The 18,081-nt window shown below is 41.8% G+C and carries 13 protein-coding genes and 1 other RNA gene; 10 read left to right on the top strand and 4 right to left on the bottom strand.

Annotation, left to right across the window (positions count from 1 at the left end; genetic code table 11):
- Positions 1 to 140 precede the first annotated feature (140 nt).
- From QTN47_RS02425 to QTN47_RS02435, 3 genes are all read left to right on the top strand, one after another.
- On the top strand, positions 141 to 830 hold the full coding sequence (locus tag QTN47_RS02425) for a MotA/TolQ/ExbB proton channel family protein (protein WP_369327722.1): 690 nt from the start codon (positions 141 to 143) through the stop codon (positions 828 to 830).
- A 42-nt stretch (positions 831 to 872) separates the two neighbouring features.
- The gene (locus QTN47_RS02430) at positions 873 to 1,271 is read left to right on the top strand and encodes an ExbD/TolR family protein (RefSeq protein WP_369327723.1); all 399 of its coding nucleotides are present in this window, start codon (positions 873 to 875) and stop codon (positions 1,269 to 1,271) included.
- 211 nt (positions 1,272 to 1,482) lie between these two features.
- A complete protein-coding gene (locus QTN47_RS02435) occupies positions 1,483 to 3,885 on the top strand; it encodes a transglycosylase domain-containing protein (RefSeq protein ID WP_369327724.1) in 2,403 nt (800 codons plus the stop codon).
- 189 nt (positions 3,886 to 4,074) lie between these two features.
- On the opposite strand, the gene QTN47_RS02440 is transcribed toward QTN47_RS02435, so the two are convergent.
- Positions 4,075 to 6,468 carry a BamA/TamA family outer membrane protein gene (locus tag QTN47_RS02440; protein WP_369327725.1) on the bottom strand — a complete coding sequence of 798 codons (2,394 nt, stop codon included), beginning with the start codon at positions 6,466 to 6,468 and terminating at the stop codon, positions 4,075 to 4,077.
- Between the two features lie 4 nt (positions 6,469 to 6,472).
- On the opposite strand from QTN47_RS02440, the gene QTN47_RS02445 reads away from it, so the two are divergent.
- Positions 6,473 to 7,189 (top strand): RNA methyltransferase, encoded by a 717-nt coding sequence (locus QTN47_RS02445; protein WP_369327726.1) that lies wholly within the window; start codon positions 6,473 to 6,475, stop codon positions 7,187 to 7,189.
- 56 nt (positions 7,190 to 7,245) lie between these two features.
- Here QTN47_RS02445 and QTN47_RS02450 read toward each other — a convergent pair whose 3' ends face one another.
- From QTN47_RS02450 to QTN47_RS02460, 3 genes are all read right to left on the bottom strand, one after another.
- Positions 7,246 to 7,902 (bottom strand): YiaD family glycine zipper/OmpA-like lipoprotein, encoded by a 657-nt coding sequence (locus tag QTN47_RS02450; RefSeq protein WP_369327727.1) that lies wholly within the window; start codon positions 7,900 to 7,902, stop codon positions 7,246 to 7,248.
- 13 nt (positions 7,903 to 7,915) lie between these two features.
- The gene (locus QTN47_RS02455) at positions 7,916 to 8,740 is read right to left on the bottom strand and encodes a tetratricopeptide repeat protein (RefSeq protein WP_369327728.1); all 825 of its coding nucleotides are present in this window, start codon (positions 8,738 to 8,740) and stop codon (positions 7,916 to 7,918) included.
- Between the two features lie 892 nt (positions 8,741 to 9,632).
- The gene (locus QTN47_RS02460; protein ID WP_369327729.1) at positions 9,633 to 10,865 is read right to left on the bottom strand and encodes an ABC transporter permease; all 1,233 of its coding nucleotides are present in this window, start codon (positions 10,863 to 10,865) and stop codon (positions 9,633 to 9,635) included.
- Positions 10,866 to 11,308: 443 nt separating this feature from the next.
- Here QTN47_RS02460 and QTN47_RS02465 point away from each other — a divergent pair, with 443 nt between their 5' ends.
- The 6 genes from QTN47_RS02465 to QTN47_RS02490 all read left to right on the top strand — a co-directional run bounded on the left by QTN47_RS02465 (position 11,309) and on the right by QTN47_RS02490 (position 17,957).
- The gene (locus QTN47_RS02465) at positions 11,309 to 12,595 is read left to right on the top strand and encodes a type IX secretion system plug protein (RefSeq protein WP_369327730.1); all 1,287 of its coding nucleotides are present in this window, start codon (positions 11,309 to 11,311) and stop codon (positions 12,593 to 12,595) included.
- A 169-nt stretch (positions 12,596 to 12,764) separates the two neighbouring features.
- An RNA gene (gene ffs, locus QTN47_RS02470) (signal recognition particle sRNA small type) lies at positions 12,765 to 12,864 on the top strand.
- A 92-nt stretch (positions 12,865 to 12,956) separates the two neighbouring features.
- Positions 12,957 to 13,607 (top strand): fructose-6-phosphate aldolase, encoded by a 651-nt coding sequence (fsa, locus tag QTN47_RS02475; protein WP_369327731.1) that lies wholly within the window; start codon positions 12,957 to 12,959, stop codon positions 13,605 to 13,607.
- A gap of 289 nt (positions 13,608 to 13,896) precedes the next feature.
- Positions 13,897 to 14,670 (top strand): response regulator transcription factor, encoded by a 774-nt coding sequence (locus QTN47_RS02480; protein ID WP_369327732.1) that lies wholly within the window; start codon positions 13,897 to 13,899, stop codon positions 14,668 to 14,670.
- Between the two features lie 225 nt (positions 14,671 to 14,895).
- Positions 14,896 to 15,243 (top strand): YciI family protein, encoded by a 348-nt coding sequence (locus QTN47_RS02485; RefSeq protein WP_369327733.1) that lies wholly within the window; start codon positions 14,896 to 14,898, stop codon positions 15,241 to 15,243.
- Positions 15,244 to 15,518: 275 nt separating this feature from the next.
- Positions 15,519 to 17,957, top strand: a complete 2,439-nt coding sequence (locus tag QTN47_RS02490; protein ID WP_369327734.1) for an ABC transporter permease — start codon at positions 15,519 to 15,521, stop codon at positions 17,955 to 17,957.
- Positions 17,958 to 18,081: the final 124 nt, after the last annotated feature.

The following is an 18,081-nucleotide window of genomic DNA, read 5'->3' on the forward strand; positions in this document are numbered from 1 at the left end:
CATTTTATGGATAAACAGGGCTGAAAAGCTGCCAAATCTTTGTAAAATCTTTGATAAAATCAGCGCTGCCCGTAATTTATTCACAGGGTGCGCGTTGTTTTGCAATAGAACATACTTTAGCTTTTTTAAACCAACCAACAATGGGTATTTTACTACAGATTGACAGTGCTAAAATGATAAATGCGGCAGCAGCTGCAGTCCAGGCCCCTGAAAAAATGAACCTGTGGAGCTTACTGGATAAAGGGGGATGGTTGATGTATCCGCTGTATTTTTTGTTTGCTGCAACCATTTTCGTGTTTTTTGAACGTTTTATAGCTATAAACAAGGCATCTAAAATTGATGGCAATTTCATGAGCATTATCCGGGATAACATTATCACCGGAAATATTTCTGCTGCCAGAAGTCTTGCGCGCAACAATTCGAGTCCTGTTGCCCGGATGATCGATAAAGGCATTCAGCGCATTGGCAAGCCCATTGATGCAATTGAGAAAAGCATGGAAAATGTCGGCAAGCTGGAAATGTATAAAATGGAGCGTAATCTTTCCATTTTGTCATTGATAGCAGGCGTTGCACCAATGTTCGGATTCCTTGGTACCATTATCGGGATGGTTCAGCTGTTTTACAATATCAATAGCACCGGTAACTTCGAACTAAGCGTTATTGCAGGTGGTATATATGTAAAGATGATCACTTCTGCCAGTGGGCTTATTACAGGTTTGATTGCTTATGTGGCACATAATTTCCTTACCACCCAGGTTGATAAAACTGCCAACAGAATGGAAGCCGCCAGTGCCGAATTCATTGATATTTTGCAGGAGCCGACAAGGTAATTTATCCATTTAACCAGTACTCGAAACAAATAAGTTGCAGGAATGAACATAAGAAGAAGATTAAGGTCAAACACAGAAATGCACACGGGAGCATTAAACGATATATTATTTATATTGTTGCTATTCTTTCTTATTGTATCAACACTGGCCAATCCTAATGTGATTAAGGTGAACAATCCTTCCGGTAAAAAAGATACCAAGGCCAAACAAAATATTGTTGTTTCAATCGATAAAGAACAAAAGATCTACATAGGTCAAAAACCGGTGGATATTAACCTGCTGGACACATTGCTGAAGCAGGAGGTGATGAAAGCAAAAGCTACCATTGATACACCATCTGTAGTAATCAACGCGGATACTATTTCTTATTATGGCGAAGTCTTCCGGATCATGCAGGCTGCTAAACGGGCAGGCGCAAAAGTGGTTGCCAACGTTAAATAGGCTGAACCGACGCGATATAACTACTGATGTGACAGCCGAAAAATATTAACCGGTTTATTGCATACAACTTTTTTAAATTCGCATTGCGTTGCTGTGATCAACCAAATTGGAACAGGCTAAACGTACCGTGAAATGCGATCGGCACACCTTTGGTATCTGTTTATTTCCGGAAAGACAGCATGGACTTCCCTTACAAATTTTAGAAAGCATTATGTCAAAAGCGATAAAAATACTGTGGCGGATATTCTTCATTGGAGTAGGAGCGGTGATACTCATCGTTCTCCTGGCTAACTGGGGCGTATTCGGAAAAATGCCTTCCATCGAAGAACTTGAAAACCCTTCGGCATCGCTTGCCAGCCAGGTATATGCCGATGACGGTACACTGATGGGAAAGTATTACCTCGAAGACAGGGTAAATGTGAAATACAAGGATATCAGTCCTAATATCATTCACGCCTTAGTAGCTACGGAGGACGAACGTTTTTATGAGCACAGCGGTATTGATATGCGTTCACTGGGGCGCGCTGTAACTTCTCTCGGGCGCGACGGTGGAGCAAGTACTATTACCATGCAGACTGCCAAAAACCTGTTTACCGAGAACTGGGACACCCGCAATTTTCTGCTTCGTGTATTGCAGAAAGTAAAGGAGTGTATTATAGCAGTTAAACTGGAAAGAAATTTTACCAAAGAAGAAATTGTAACGCTTTACCTGAACACTGTTGCCTTTAGTGACAATGTATTCGGGATAAGAAATGCGGCTAAGACTTTTTTCCAGAAAGAGCCTGACAGGGTTAGTGTGGAAGAAGCTGCCGTTTTGATCGGCATGCTAAAAGGCGCTACGATATACAACCCTAAGCGCAACCCGAAACTAGCGCTTGACAGAAGGAACACTGTACTTAATCAAATGGTGAGAAACAATTTCCTGGCAAGCAGTGAGGCAGATGTTTTAAAAAGAAAACCAATTGAGCTGAATTATAAGAAGCTTGATGAAACCGCCGGTCTGGCACCATATTTTAGAATGGTGCTTGGCGAAGAAATGAAAAGATGGTGTAAGGAGCACAAGAATCCAACAACCGGTGAGTCTTACAACTTATATAAGGATGGTTTAAAGATCTACACCACGCTTAGTCCGCGTATGCAACTATATGCAGAAGAAGCAGTAGGTAAGCATATCAGCTACATGCAGAAGATCCTGAATTCACAGGATAACATAAAAAATGGCTCTGTGTGGAAAGGATACGAAAATGTTGTAGAGGCTGCTATGAAACAGAGCGATCGCTGGAAGAACATGAAGAAAGATGGCGTCAGCGAAGCGGATATAAAAAAGTCATTTCATGCTAAAGTCCCCATGAAGGTTTTTGCATGGAACAACAAACGTGAAAAAGATACTGTGATGACGCCTTATGATAGTATTAAATATTCACGCCAGATGTTGCAGGCCGGCTTTATGGCAATGGATCCGATGAGTGGTGAAGTAAAGGCCTGGGTAGGTGGTATCGACTTTAAAACCTACAAATATGACCACGTAAATGTAAATACAAAAAGGCAGGTGGGTTCAACCATTAAGCCATTGTTGTATAGCCTGGCGATAGAAGATGCCGGGTTCACGCCTAATACACCGGTTGATGATATTCAGCAAAGCTTCGGTACTTACGGAATGGTTCCCGCCACCGGCGCATCGTGTACTGGCGAAACCATGCCGATGGCCCAGGCATTGGCTATGTCTCGCAACTGTGCTACAGCATACATTATGAAACAACTTGGCCCTAAAGGAAATGACGGAGCCAAGCGGTTTGCTGACTTTTTGAAGAACTGCAATATCTCATCCAAAATAGAGCCTTATCCTTCTATCGCATTGGGTAGTGCTGAAATATCATTGATTGAAATGATGCAGGCCTATAGCATGTTCCCGGGCCTGGGCTTTAATGTAAAGCCGATGTACATTACCCGCATCGAAGATCGTAATGGTAATGTGTTACAGACCTTCCTTCCTCAACGCAAAGAGGTGATCAGTGATGTTACGGCCTATTCTGTTATCAGCATGATGCAGGGTGTAATGAAATATGGAACCGGCCGCCGTATGTGGAGCTATGGCATTGATGCCGATGTTGCTGGCAAAACCGGTACTACAAACGATAACAGTGATGCCTGGTTCATGGGCTATACACCGCAGTTGCTTTGCGGCGTATGGACCGGTTGTGATGACAGATTCATCCGTTTTAACAGCACATCAGTTGGTCAGGGTTCTTCTGTGGCATTACCCATCTGGGCTTACTTCTTTGATAAATGTGTAAGTGATAAAAACATTGTTCTTGATAATAACGCTCATTTTGTCAAACCTGAAGTAATGAGCAACGATATTATCTACGACTGGATCAACAATGTACCTGTTCAGTTAGGAGCAGAAGGCGCAGACGTAGGTAATGGCAGCCGTGCCGATTATGGTGACATTCCTGCGGATGCAAAACCGGAAGAAATAGCACCGGAAAGCGAAATCATTCCAGACACTAACAAACAAAAGCCTGTACGCAAGGAGCAACAGAATCCACCGGCTGCGCCCGTCACCCCGGGCCAGCACCCGACGCCAAAAGCGGTAATGCCAAAGAAACAATAATATTAAACCACGGAGACAGTGCGACACAAAGCTTCACAGCGATGCTTTGTGTCGTTTTGTTTCTGTGGTTTTTAGTTTAAATCTCCGCGTTGGAGGAATGTTGTAAGTAAACTTACATTTCGTGTCGTCGTGACTCTGTGGTTTTGAAAACCATCGTCGTGTCTCTCCGTGTCATTGTGCCTCCGTGGTTTAAAACGGTAGGTTGATCCCTAATTGGAACGCATAGTTATTCCTGTTAATCGTGCGTCCATTCGCGTCTTTTATCAGGAATTCTTTATTCCGCCACGTGAAGTCACTCAACTGCATCCATCCGTTGTTTTCCAGCCTGGCAGGATCCTTCCATTTAATACCAAAATCAAGGCGGATCAGAAAATAGGTGAAGTCAAATCGAAGACCGGTTCCAAGACCGATCGCAATATCTTTTCCCAGCCTGCTAATATCAAATTCAGAACTAGGCAACGCTGAGTCTTTTTTAATATTCCACACGTTACCTACGTCAGCAAATAGGGCGCTACCTACTTTTACGCCGGCTATCGTCATCAATTGAAAGCGATACTCCATGTTCGCTTCCAACTGCATGTCGCCGTAGCGGTCGCGGTAAGTTGCGCTCGTATCACTCGCCAAAGACGATCCAAGTCCCAGTTGCCGCAATGTCCAGGCACGCATACTGTTTGGTCCGCCGCCGACAAACTGCTTGTAAAAAGGAAGTGTTTGTCCAAGAGCGCTGTTGCCATAATTGTAGCCAATGCCCGCAAATGCGCGGAACGCAAGGGATGTGCTGTTATGTAATGGTATATTTTTCCGGTACTCGGCTTCGCCCTTGATATATTGGAATATGTTTTTTTGCAGCCCCGGAAACCGGCCAAAAATGGCGCCGGCTTCTTCTACGGCGAACCGCAGATAGTTGGTGTTTTTCTTGTTTTTGCCGGGGAAAGTGGTAGTAGCACTCAATGTCATGCTGATCACATTGCCGGTATTGAATGCTGTTTTTAGGAAAGGGTTGGTATGAATGGCTTCTTTCAATCCATTAAGAGAGTCAAGTCCGTAAAACTCCAGGTTCACCGGTTTAAACTGCCACAATATTTTCTTGCGCGTCACCCATTCATAGCCAAAACCTGTTACGAATGAGCGCAACCTGAAAAAGTCGGTACGTTCTGAATATGCTGCATTTAATCCCACAATGGTCTTAACTCCATCAAGGCGTCCAACTCTTTTAGGTTTGATAGGAGAAATAAATCTTGGTATGCTGTAATTATGCCCGAATGAAGTATAAAATGTTTGCAGCGGCGGCCTATCCTTTTCAAGCGTAAACTCTATCCCTGTACGTACGTTAGTGAAAGATTGAATGGCTCTCTTCCATACGTTACGGTCACGGTATGTAACATTCAATGCCAGGCCGAATAGGTTGCCGGAGCTGAGGAAGTCGCCAGTATTGCGGCTTGTCTCAACATCAAAAGTCACGTTTTGCTTGGGATATGGCACAAGGAACAAGTGCATGTCAACCGTATCGGCACGAAGTACGGGACGGGCATCAACCTGCCGCCATGCGCCAATTTGCGAAAGATTATTGATGGTCTTAAAATATAAATTTTCGTTATATGGGCTACCGCGGCGCATATAGGTATGTTCACGTAATGGTTTAACTACAAACTTGCCATCCTTGTCAAGCATATAGTAATTGTTGAATGTGGATGAGTACCGCTGAACCCGGAATGACTCGTGTGCGTTTATAAGACTGTCAAATATGTCAAACGATGAAGTTTCCGGATAATAATAAATATCGCCTATATAGTATTTCCTTAATGCGGATGAATCAACCAGCGAAGAGTCTGCATTTCGCCTTTCCATGATGCTTACTGTTGCCTTCGGGTTTTCCTGTCTTTTCTTAAGTGCATTTGCAGCAAGTTCCGCCTGTAAAAACGGGTCAGTTGTTATTTGCAGCAAGCTGACATCAGTTGTGTCGACTTCCGCGATTACATTGTCTCTCGACATCTTCAGATAACCTCTAACCTTAAATGTGTCCACTATGCGATCCAGTTCGCCCGCTATCACCTGCTTTGCAAAATGAGTAGCACCTGGTTTGATCAGTGATTGTTTTGCACCGTTTTGGGTGAGTTGTTGCAATGAAGTATCCGCAAAATTGTAGGCAACAGAGTCAAGAATTGTTGCTTTTCCCGGGTCTATGGTCATAGTGATATAAGCCCGTTGCTGATTATTATGTTTCTTGATATAAAAAGTGTCTGAAAAAGAAGGATAATAATATCCCTGTGATTTTAGGTATCCTCTCATCAGGTTCTTCGACCTTCCAATATTGACCGTATCAAACGTCGGTGGATTGCGAAGCCTGTAGAAGAGCACCAACTGCTGAACTTTGCGCGTGGATAAGCTGTCATCCCAATAATTGGGTAATTCGGCCTGGAGCTTTTTCTTGTCCTCGTGCGTAATATTGGTTTTTTTTATGATAACCTTATTTTCGTAGACGAAGGGTTTGTTCGGGAATTCCTGCTTTCCGCACGCGGAAAGAATGCAAACCATTATCAGAAAAAGTACCGGTATATTTGCTGGTTTGCTGCTCAAATTCATGATTATGATTAGTAAAAACGAGATCAAATATATTCAAAGTTTATACCATAAAAAAAATCGCGACATTGAAAACACGTTTATCGCAGAAGGTGCAAAAATCGTGGATGAAATATTGCAACAGTCATATCATGTAAAGAAAATTTTTGCAACAGAAGGATGGAGTAACGCCGATCTGAAACAAACAGCATTTGCGCAAATAGCAGAACACGAGTTACAAAAGATTTCACAGCTTCAAACCCCTAACCATGTGTTGGCTCTGGTGGAGAAAAAGAAGTTGCCGGAGAGTCCTGACTTAAACAACAAACTCACGCTGGTTTTAGACGGCATCCAGGATCCGGGTAATTTAGGAACGATTATCCGCATTGCTGATTGGTTTAATATCACACAGATTGTCGCCGCCCCTGATACGGTAGATGTATATAATAGTAAGGTAATACAATCCACGATGGCCAGCTTTATGCGGGTGAATGTGTGGTATAAGGATCTTCCGGGTTTCCTGGCCGGTTGTAAACTTCCGGTTTACGGAGCCATGCTTGACGGAGAAAATGTGTATTCAAAAAAAATTAAGGAAGGGTTGTTGGTGATAGGCAATGAATCAAAGGGGATAAGGACAGAAATTCAATCTTTCATTCAACATAAATTGACCATTCCGAAAATTGGCGCGGCTGAATCTTTAAATGCTGCCGTTGCAACCGGAATAATATTGTCACACATTTTGTAACCAAATGAAACAGGCCGGATAAGCATCCGGCCTGTTTTTTAATTTCTTTTAAAGCGCTATTCTTTGATTTCTCCTTTGTTGGCTTTTTCTTTCATTTTGTCATCAGCATAAACGCCAATTTCCACCCTGCGGTTTTTTACGCGGTTGGCTTCACTATCGTTCGGAAACTTGGGCTGTGTTTCGCCATACCATTTTTTGATAAGTCTGGCCGTATCAACGCCCTGAGTAGCGAGATAGTCGGCTACAGATTCGGCTCTCTTTTTAGACAGGTCCATATTAAAATCATCAGGACCTGTATCATCGGTATGACCTTCCAGCAAAATTTTGGTGTCGGGATATTTGTTGAATACGCCCGCTACTTTAGTAAGATCCTGTTTTGCGCTGTCGCTTAAATTAGCTGAGTTGATTTTGAATAGTAAGCCAGAATTAAAAGTCAGGTTGATGCCTTCTCCCACTCTTTCTACTTCAGCGTTGGGTACTGCTTGTTTCAATTCTTTGGATTGCTTGTCCATATCCTTGCCAATAAAATAACCAGCCGTTCCGCCAACAGCCGCGCCCACAAGTGCACCTACAACGCTGTTCTTTGCCACCAATGCGCCAATGGCCGCACCGCCCGCAGCGCCAATTCCAGTGCCTTTCTGCGTATTATTCATGCTTTTGCAACTGCCTAAAACAATGATGGTTATTGGAATGCTCCAGAATATTTTTTTCATATTTGATGTTTTATTATTTACAAATCATTGCAGCAAAAAAATCAAGCTGCATATTTTTCATGCCAAGTTCGTTTGCTTTATTCAGCTCTTTGCAGATAAGCGATTTATCATTCGAACTCATCTTGGATGCAAGTTCATTTGCATTGGTTGTATTGTATTTGCCCTGCATCTGTCTTATTCGCGTGTTGGTTCTGATCTGGTACATGGATACATCATTTTTCCCAAGAGAAACTGCGGTGTCATAGTTGGTAAAAGCCTCATCATAGTTTTTTTCTTTTGCATATATATCGCCCTTCAGAACGTAGAAGTCCGGGTTCTTGCTGTCAAGTTGTATGGCAGTTGCTACATTGTTCTTTGCATCTTCAAACATGCCATCCTGAAGATCCATATTAGCCATGTCTGCAAACATGGTGGCCCTGGCTTTTACATTTTTATTTTTGGCTGTCAGTTCTGTCACTTTTTGCAGATCGGCTTTGGCTTCATCCTCCTGGCCAAGTTTTCTATAAGCATAACTTCTGTTGTAGTATGCCATTACATTGGTGCTTTTACTTACAGTGATAGCGTTGGAAGAAGCTTCAACTGCTTCGTTATAGCGTTGCAGCCCGTTTAGGGCTCTGGCTTTTCCAACCTGTCCCTGTTCTTTGGCGTCCTTGGTGGTACAGTTGGCCAGCACATCGGTGAATATGGTAAGGGCATCATCGAACCTGGTGCTATCGAGCAGTTGGTTGCCTTTCTTTACCTTGTCGTAGCATTTGTTTGACATGGTAAATAACTGCGCGGATACCATCAGCGGGGCCATAAAAAAGAAAAAGATAACTGGTAGAGGTTTTGGTTTCATGAATGAAGGTTTTATTGCTATCAGTATTAACAAGTTGAGCCCTTGTTTGTTTTGGCGGAGAAAGAAAAAAAGAAGCCAAAGTACGAAGTACAGAATATAAGTACGAAGTACGAATTACGAAGTACGAATGTGCAACTGCGAAATTTTAATGAGGCAGGATGATGGTGCGGTTAATATCCAAGGATAAGATCGATTTATTCGAATTAAATTTCTATTGATATTAACTGTGCTGCTGGAAAGAGAAGCAGGTAGGAAATACGACATTTTTGAAGGATGTGCTGGCTCGCGTGTAGATCTGTCCTACACTTTCAAAGTGTAGGACAGATCTACCCGGGGAAGTACACGTCGACCAAATTCCAGAATTCTCCCGTATCCTTGCCCGTAGGGCATTAAGCTCAATAGAAATAAATGATTAGCTTAATATTATTGTCCGTAGGACATTAACAGTATTAGTTCTCTCTACCTGAACTGAATCGCCTTCACCGGCGAAATGTTCTTTACAAAAAGCGTTGGTAACAGCAACGATAAATGCAGACAAACAAGGTTGCAATACACACCAGCAACACCTGCCACCAGATAATATCAACCGGCGCGGAACGGACATAATATGCACTTTCATCCAATTTTATAAAGCCGGTGTATTGTTGCAGCAAACAAATGCCCAGGCCAAAAAGCAACCCAATGCCAATGCCTCTCACGGCAATAATAGCCGAGTTATAAAGTGTAAATCTGTCCTACACTTTCAAAGTGTAGGACAGATTTACACGGGAAATACACGTCGGCCAGATTCCAGAATTCTCCCGTATCCTTGCCCGTAGGGCATTAAGCTCAATAGAAATAAATGATTAGCTTAATATTATTGTCCGTAGGACATTAACAGTATTAGTTCTCTTTACCTGAACTGAATCGCCTTCACCGGCGAAATATTCTTTACAAAAAGCGTTGGTAACAGCAACGATAAAATGCAGACAAACAGGGTTGCAATACACACCAGCAACACCTGCCACCAGATAATATCAACCGGCGCGGAACGGACATAATATGCACTTTCATCCAATTTTATAAAGCCGGTGTATTGCTGAAGCAGGCAAATGCCCAGGCCAAAAAGCAACCCAATGCCAATGCCTCTCATGGCAATAATAGCCGAGTTATAAAGGAATATTTTCTGAATGGTCCAATCTCTTGCGCCCACCGCTTTTAAAACGCCGATCATCCTTGTTCTCTCCAGCACAAGGATCAACAAGCAGGTGATAAGATTAATAATGGCCACAACGGACATTACTGTAAATATTACATCCCTGTTTACGTCCTGTATATTCAGCCAGTCAAAAATATTGGGGTAGATCTCCTTAATTGTTTTACTGATCCAGGCATCCGGTAGCTTGTTAAACAACATGGAATTTACTGTGTCCAGCTTTTTGTAATCTTTTATAAAGATCTCATAGCCGCCGATCTCGTCAGGCTGCCAGTTGTTAATCCGTCTTATCAAACGGATATCTGCCAGCGCAAAAAGTTTGTCGTACTCTTCAATGCCACTTTTAAATATGCCACTTACTACAAGCTTTCTAAATGTGCTTTTACCCTCGGAGGGAGAAATAAAATGCACGATAACCGAATCACCCATTTTAATCTGTAATTCGTTAGCAATTGGTTGGGATATAATAATATTCCGGCTATACAGACTATCACCGAAATTCAACCACCAGCCTTCCTGCATAAACGATTCAAAATTGGTGGAATCGTATGCCTGGTCAATTCCCTTTATCAGCACTCCTTCAATTTCCTTGTTCTTTTCAATTACGGCAGACTTTGTTGCAAAAGGCTGAACGGACCGGATCTCGGGTATTTGTTTTAAGATATGAATAACGGAGTCATTTTCTTTGAGGGCCGTCTCCTCAGCAACAATGGCCTTGGCAGGCTCATACTGCTGAACACGGATATGTCCCCAGAAATTAAACACCTTGCCGCTTACTTTTTGCTGAAAGCCATTCACAAAAGCCAGTGTAATGATCATAGCGGCGACGCTCAGCGCTGTGGCTGCTGTTGCCAGTTTTATTATAAATGCTGAAAATGACTTCTGGCCCTTAAATGCTATGCGGTTTGCTATAAATGAGGCAATGTTCATAAAGGGTAAAAGTAATGAAATGGGCGGATGTGCAAATGTGTAAATGTGCGGATGTGCGAATGTGCAAATTTGCGAATTTGAGAGAATTGACAATTGACAGGTGATAATTGAAAATGAAAGTGCGAAGCGGGTTTCTTACACCTCATGCGAAATCTGCATACCTGCTTCATAATGCGTAAAGCTGATCGCATATTGACCACCAGGATTACCGGACGTTGAAGTGAGTGACACAACGGACGATGATAGTAGCAGTGCTGCTGATGAATAAGAAAAAATGAAGATTTGATCTATCTACGGGATGAGGTTTTGTATGATTGTTGCATACAAATAACCACTCAATTGGCGTTGATTATAATTATATTAGCGGCATGAACGCCCTGCAGTCTTTTACTGCCTGGCTTGTTGCTGGCAGCAGGAAGCTGCAGTATGTTAAAAATCTTGAGATGAAAACAGTAAGAAAGTTAGCAGTATTGTTGATATTCTTTTTGCCATTTGCAGGTAAAGCTCAGTTAAGGGATAGTACTTATATGCCCAATGTGCGGGGGATAAAACTTTTTGTGACCGGCGATCAAATGACATATCCCATTATGAGCCTGGGAGCGTTGAATACACTTGAATTGCATTTTGATGATGCCGATAACTATGTGAAAAATTTCAGCTACACATACCAGCTTTGTAACGCGGATTGGAAACCGGTGACGCTTGGCGCGCTGGATTTTATTCAGGGTTTTACGCAAAACAGGATAAGTGAGTACAGGCAATCTTCCATCGCCAAGGTTCCTTATGTACACTATGTAGCCCGCCTGCCGGAAAGAAGTTGTGTGCCTACCAAAAGCGGCAACTATATTTTAAAGGTTTTTTTGAATGGAGATACAACAAAACTGGCTTTTACAAGGCGCCTGCTGATCTTTGAAACTTTAACGGCAGTCTCGTCGCAGATAGTGCAACCTTACAATAGCGACCTGTTTCAGACGCATCAGAAGATCCAGTTTTTTGTTGATAAATCCAGGCTGAACCTCATAAATCCGCTGGACCAGCTAAAAGTGGTAGTGATGCAAAACTATCGTTGGGACAACGCGTCGTATATGTCGCAGCCTACCTTTATGCGCAATAATCTTTTTGAATACAGCAACGAAACAAATTGTGTTTTTCCGGCAGGGAAGGAATTTCGCTGGGTTGACCTGAGGAGTTTTCGCTTTCAGAGCGAACGTATTAACAGTGTAGATAAAAATGCGACACCCTTTTCTGTAGTGTTGAAACCGGATGGCGACAGGGCTCAGTCAAGATTTCTTACCTATCGCGACCTGAATGGATTTTGGGAAATCAGCACGTCCGATCTGATAAATCCGTGGTGGCAGGGAGATTATGCTAACGTTCGTTTTATCTACCGGCCAACGAGCGGTCAACCATATGATGGAAAGGATGTGTATATCATTGGACAGTTCACCAGCTATAAATTAAATGATTCAACAAAAATGACATTTAACGCGGCCGATGGCGTATATGAAAAAACTATGTTATTAAAACAGGGCTACTATACATACACTTACGCAACAGCCAACACTGCGGACAAAAATAAGGTGGCGGATGTTTCGTTAACAGATGGTAATTATTGGGAAACAGAAAACGATTATACTGTACTCGTTTATTTTAGAGACCTGAGCGGAAGACATGACAGGTTGATTTGTGTTTCAACGATCAACTCAAAGGCTACACGGGTTGGTTTTTAGCTATCAAAGCATCATTAGAAGGTACACAGTGTTGTTAAAAGTTTTATTTGATTGATGTGAAAAGCCCTGAAAATCAGGTGTAGCGCGGGATTTGTAAAATAATTTTTAGCGCGAACAAAAAAAAATGAAAAAAAACGGATGAAAAAAGTGCCAACCCTTATCTTTGCGCCGGCAGGTCTTACACGACCAGCTCCTGCTGAACCCTCCCAGGGCAGGAATGCAGCAAGAGTAGGCGGTTGTAGCGGTGCGATGTAATCAGCCTGCCATTTTTTCCCCTTTCTTAAGAAGGGGTTTGTTCTTTCATAGCAGATGAGATCATATTGATCATATTCATTGCCTAAAGGCGTTAAAACTAACTATCATGAAATTTTTTATCGACACGGGTAATCTCTCTCAAATTCAAGAAGCTCACGATCTGGGTATATTAGACGGTGTTACTACCAACCCATCTTTAATGGCAAAAGAAGGCATTAAAGGTGAAGAAGCTATTACTAATCACTATAAGGCTATTTGCGATATAGTTGATGGCGATGTAAGTGCTGAGGTGCTTTCTACTGATTTCAATTCTATTATTGAAGAAGGTAAAAAACTGGCTGCGATCCATCCGAACATTGTTGTTAAAGTTCCGATGATCAAAGACGGCGTTAAAGCTATCAAATGGTTTACTGATAACGGTATCAAAACAAACTGTACACTGGTATTCTCTGCTGGTCAGGCAATCCTGGCTGCAAAAGCGGGCGCTAAATATGTTTCTCCATTTGTTGGCCGTATTGACGACAGTGGTTGGGACGGTATGGAACTGATCGGTCAGATTTCACACATTTACCAGTTACAGGGCTTTACTACGCAAATCCTGGCGGCATCTATCCGTAGCGCTTTGCACATTGTGAAAGCAGCTGAGCTGGGTGCAAATGTTTGTACTTGTCCATTAGAGTCAATCTTAGGATTATTAAAACATCCGTTGACTGATATCGGTCTTGCAAAATTCCTGGAAGACGCAAAAAAATTATAATCAAAACAAATTTGTTATAGTAAGAAGACGCCCGTTGATCGGGCGTTTTTTTATTCCAGCTATTAGCTGTCAGCTATTAGCTTTTGGATTCGAGGCAAGAGTTAATCGTTAGTTGTCAATGAAGTATCGTGTTGGCATGCTCTGTGGTTCTCCTTGTGTTCTCTGTACGCCTCTGTAACTGTATTTAATTTGTTTATAAAAAGCTGCCCACGTCGTAGGATAATGTTTTATTTTTAGTCATGCATTTACTTAATGCACCCTGTATGAATAAGGTTACGGTACCGGATTTATGTTACTTAATACCTACATACCAGCTCCACAATTAAGACCATTCATTAAATCTTTCCTGGTTATTGAAAGTTCTGATGATCTGGTGAACAGAATATTGCCCGGTACTTCAATGGCTATTGCTTTTCGTTATAAAGGACAGGTGAATTATTTGAAGGATGATGCATATGATCATCTACCTGTTTCAACCATTACAGGGTTAAGAAAATCAGTCCGGTTAATTAACTATCAAAAAGATTCAGCAAACATTATCGTCGTGTTTAAAGAAGCAGGTGCAAGTGCTTTTTTCAGAGAGCCACTGAATGAACTGTTTGAAGAAAGTATTTCGTTGGATAATTTGATTCCGCGACAGGAAATTCTGGATATAGAGGATCGGTTAGCGACCGCATTCGATACGCCACAACGGATTGCCATTGTTGAAGCTTTTTTATCGTCAAAATTGAAAGCGCAGGAGACTGATAAACTCGTGCAGACTGCTGTAGAAAAGATTTACAATACTGCAGGAATTATCAGGATGAAAGAACTAGCTGATATTCTCTACATCAGTAAAGATGCTTTTGAAAAGCGATTCAGGAAAACTGTAGGCGCTTCGCCAAAACTCTTTTCTTCTGTTGTAAGAATGAACGCTGCAATTCATCACCACAAGCCTATACATACTATGCTTGATATTGCACTCGATGCCGGTTATTACGATCAGGCGCATTTTAATAAAGCGTTTAAGCTTTTCACCGGACAAACACCGCTAGACTTTTTCAAATCTCCTCCTTCCTGGTAAATCACTGATTTTTTACAATGATCCGGTTCTCTTGTTTTTGATCTTTGTTCAAGAATACAAGACAATCAGTGTACTGCCAATCGTTGTGATTCAAATATTCGTTTCTTAAGATTTTAAGAAGATGAACTTTGTTAACAATGTTGGATCTAATCTCTGTGCAACTCAGTGCCTTCTTCGTGCATCTCTGTGTAACTGTATTTTTAAACAATCATTAAATAATTCATTATGAAAGAATTTATGTTGTTGGTAAGAGTGCCATTAAGTTACTCATCTGAATTAGCAAAAGCAGTCGGTCCGAAATGGGACAAAGTTCTTGAAAACTGGAAAGCAAATGATGTTTATGTCACAAGCTTCCCTTTTCCTCCTGAAGGCTTCTCTATTACCGGTATCGAGCGGACTATTAAGAAAGAATGGATAATTGCAGACGATCGGAAAGTTGTGAGTGCTATTGTCCTCCGCGCGGCCACATTTGAAGCTGCGTTGGAATTAGCTAAAGATTGCCCTATTCTTGATCATGACGGATCAGTTGAGGTAAGAGAAATAATGCCAAGAGTAGTGACGGTTAAAAATTGAACCGACTTAATTGGTTTTGTACATTTTCTTTTTAAGTTTCGGATGCAAGATGAAGATGTCCCTAATGGAGGAGGTTTCGTTCGATTTCAGACAGAAATTGTTCGTTTGCGGACATCTTTTTAAGACAAACTTCCTCAACTTCCTTATCCCTATTGTGTTATAATATTGGCATAAGCCTTGAGGATTTATAATACAGCCAGTTATTTTGGTAGTGCTACACTCGTCGCATTTGTCCCAACACCTACGTGACTTTGTGCTTTCCAAACTGAAGAATTATGCTCAAAAACTATTTTACAATTGCCTGGCGCAATATTGTGAAGAATAAGACATTTAGCCTGATCAATATTGTAGGTCTCGCCGTAAGCATGTCCGTCTGTTTTTTAATCATGCTCATCATTGCCGATCAAAAAGGATATGACCAGTTTCATGCTAACAGAGACCGTATTTATAGAATTGAAACGGCCGGTAAAAATGGCAATGAAATGAAAACAGCCACATCGGCAATGCCATTGGCTGATGCATTGCAAAAGGATTATACGGGTATAGAGGCCAGTGCGAGATTGGTCAAAAACATAGGTGGAGATGTTTTGTATAAAGATAAAATAGCATCCGGCGGCGGTTATTTTGCTGATGGCAACCTGTTTAAAGTAATGGATTTTAAATTAAAGCAGGGAGATGTTCAGTCTGCACTGGAAAATCCGTATTCGATGGTCATATCAGAAGAAATGGCTGCCCAGTTGTTTCCAAATGAAAATCCTTTAGGCAAAACGATAAAATTTAATGATACCGGCATTAACCCGGGCGGCCCTGAAACCGGCAATAAAGAAACTCCTTACGGAACGTTTAACATAACCGGCGTATTAGCTTCAAATCCTGGCAAAACAACTTTGCCATTTAAGCTGCTGGCTTCATTAAGTACGCTGAATGGCCTGGCAAGAGATTCTATCTTAAATTATGCATCAAATGACTGGAACAATGTGTGGGCAAACTATACATATGTTTTATTGCAAAAGGGGCGGTCTAAGGCAGATCTGCAAAATACTCTCGACCGCATTTCCCAAAGACAATATCCTAAAGGAAACGACAATCAGTTTGCGTATAAGGCAAGGTCGATAACAGATATTACCCCAGGCGATTTAATCAGCAATCCTACAAATACTGCGGTGCCTAAAATGGTGCTGATTGTTCTAAGTGTTTTGTGCACGATAGTAATGCTTTCTGCCTGTCTCAATTATACCAATCTTTCTATCGCCAGGTTGTTGACAAGAGCTAAGGAGGTAGGTGTACGTAAAGTTTCGGGTGCCACACGTAAGCAGATATTTACACAGTTTATAACAGAAGCTGTTGTTGTTGCATTGGTGTCATTGGTTCTTTCGTTGTTTATTCTGCTACTGCTGCAGCAATTGTTCTCCGGCTTATGGCTTAACACGATCTTCAATATTTCATTTAACCACAGTCCGAAGCTTTACCTGGCATTTATCGGCTTTAGTATTTTGGTTGGGATTATTGCAGGATTATTGCCTTCTATTTATGTATCACTGTTTAAGCCGGCAGATATCTTTAAAAAATTAAACAACATTGTTCTTTTCAAGCGCCTCACGCTGCGAAAAGTACTGCTGACTATTCAGTTTTGTGTTTCCTTAATTTTCATCATAACCACAAGTCTGATTTATCTGCAGGGCAAGCATGTGCTGAATTTTGATTATGGATTTAATAAAGAGAATGTCGTAAATATTAAACTATTTAAAAGCGGGAATTACAGCAGGTTTGCGCAGGCGGTTTCAGCCGAAAAGAATATTCTTACTGTTTCGGCATGTGCTTCTTTGCCTTCTGCCGGCGCTCAGAATTCGACGATTGTGTACAAAAGTGAGAACCTCAAGGATAGCATAAGGTCAAATTATTTAGATATTGATGCCGGTTGTCTGAATGTGTGGGGACTGCAATTGATTGCAGGTAAAAACCTTCCAGCTATTCCAACCGAAGCGACAGATCACTATGTACTGATCAATGAAAAAATGGTGAGTGATTTTGGCTATGCGTCTGCTCAGCAGGCAGTCGGTAATCATATGTTGCTTGATGGTAACGATGTAGAAATTGTTGGCGTTGTAAAAGATTTTCAGTTTTTAGATGTGAGCCGGGCAATTGCGCCGCTCATGCTGCGTAATCGTCAGGGTCAGTTTGGTTATGCGACGGTACGGATCAGCGGTAGCAATATTCCATCCTCGGTTGCTTTTCTTCAAAGCGCATGGAAAAAAGTAAATCCGGACACGAAATTTGAATACCAGTTTTTTGATGAGCAATTGTCGGCTACATATTCTCTGCTTGGCGATGCTGCGTCTATAATTAGCATGTTGTCTTTCCTGGCCGTATTGATTTCCTGCATGGGATTATTGGGCATGGCAACCTATACGGCCGAAACACGGCAAAAAGAAATAGGCATCCGCAAAGTGCTTGGCTCCAGCGTTACGCAAGTGATTGTGTTGCTGTCAAAAAGTTATTTGATCTTGCTTGCCATTGCTGTGGTAATCGCAGTTCCTATTGCTTTTATAATAAATACTGTGTGGTTGCAGGCATTTGCGTCAAGAGTAACAATAAGCCCCTTGTTGTTGCTGATAAATGTTCTGTTGTTAACTGTAATTAGTTTGGCTATCGTTTTATCGCAGGCATGGCGCGTGTCCGTAGCAAACCCAGTGAAAAGTTTGAGAACGGAATAAAGCTGCGGTTGCAGTCTTGTTTTTCACCGGTCGGCAGCGTTATATTTTAAGTACGAAGTACGATTTACGAAGTACCTGGTCGATGTATGATGTACGGTGTTAGATGTACGATATAGGAGAATTC

The sequence above is a fragment of the Danxiaibacter flavus genome (assembly GCF_041060425.1).
GTDB lineage: Bacteria > Bacteroidota > Bacteroidia > Chitinophagales > Chitinophagaceae > Danxiaibacter > Danxiaibacter flavus.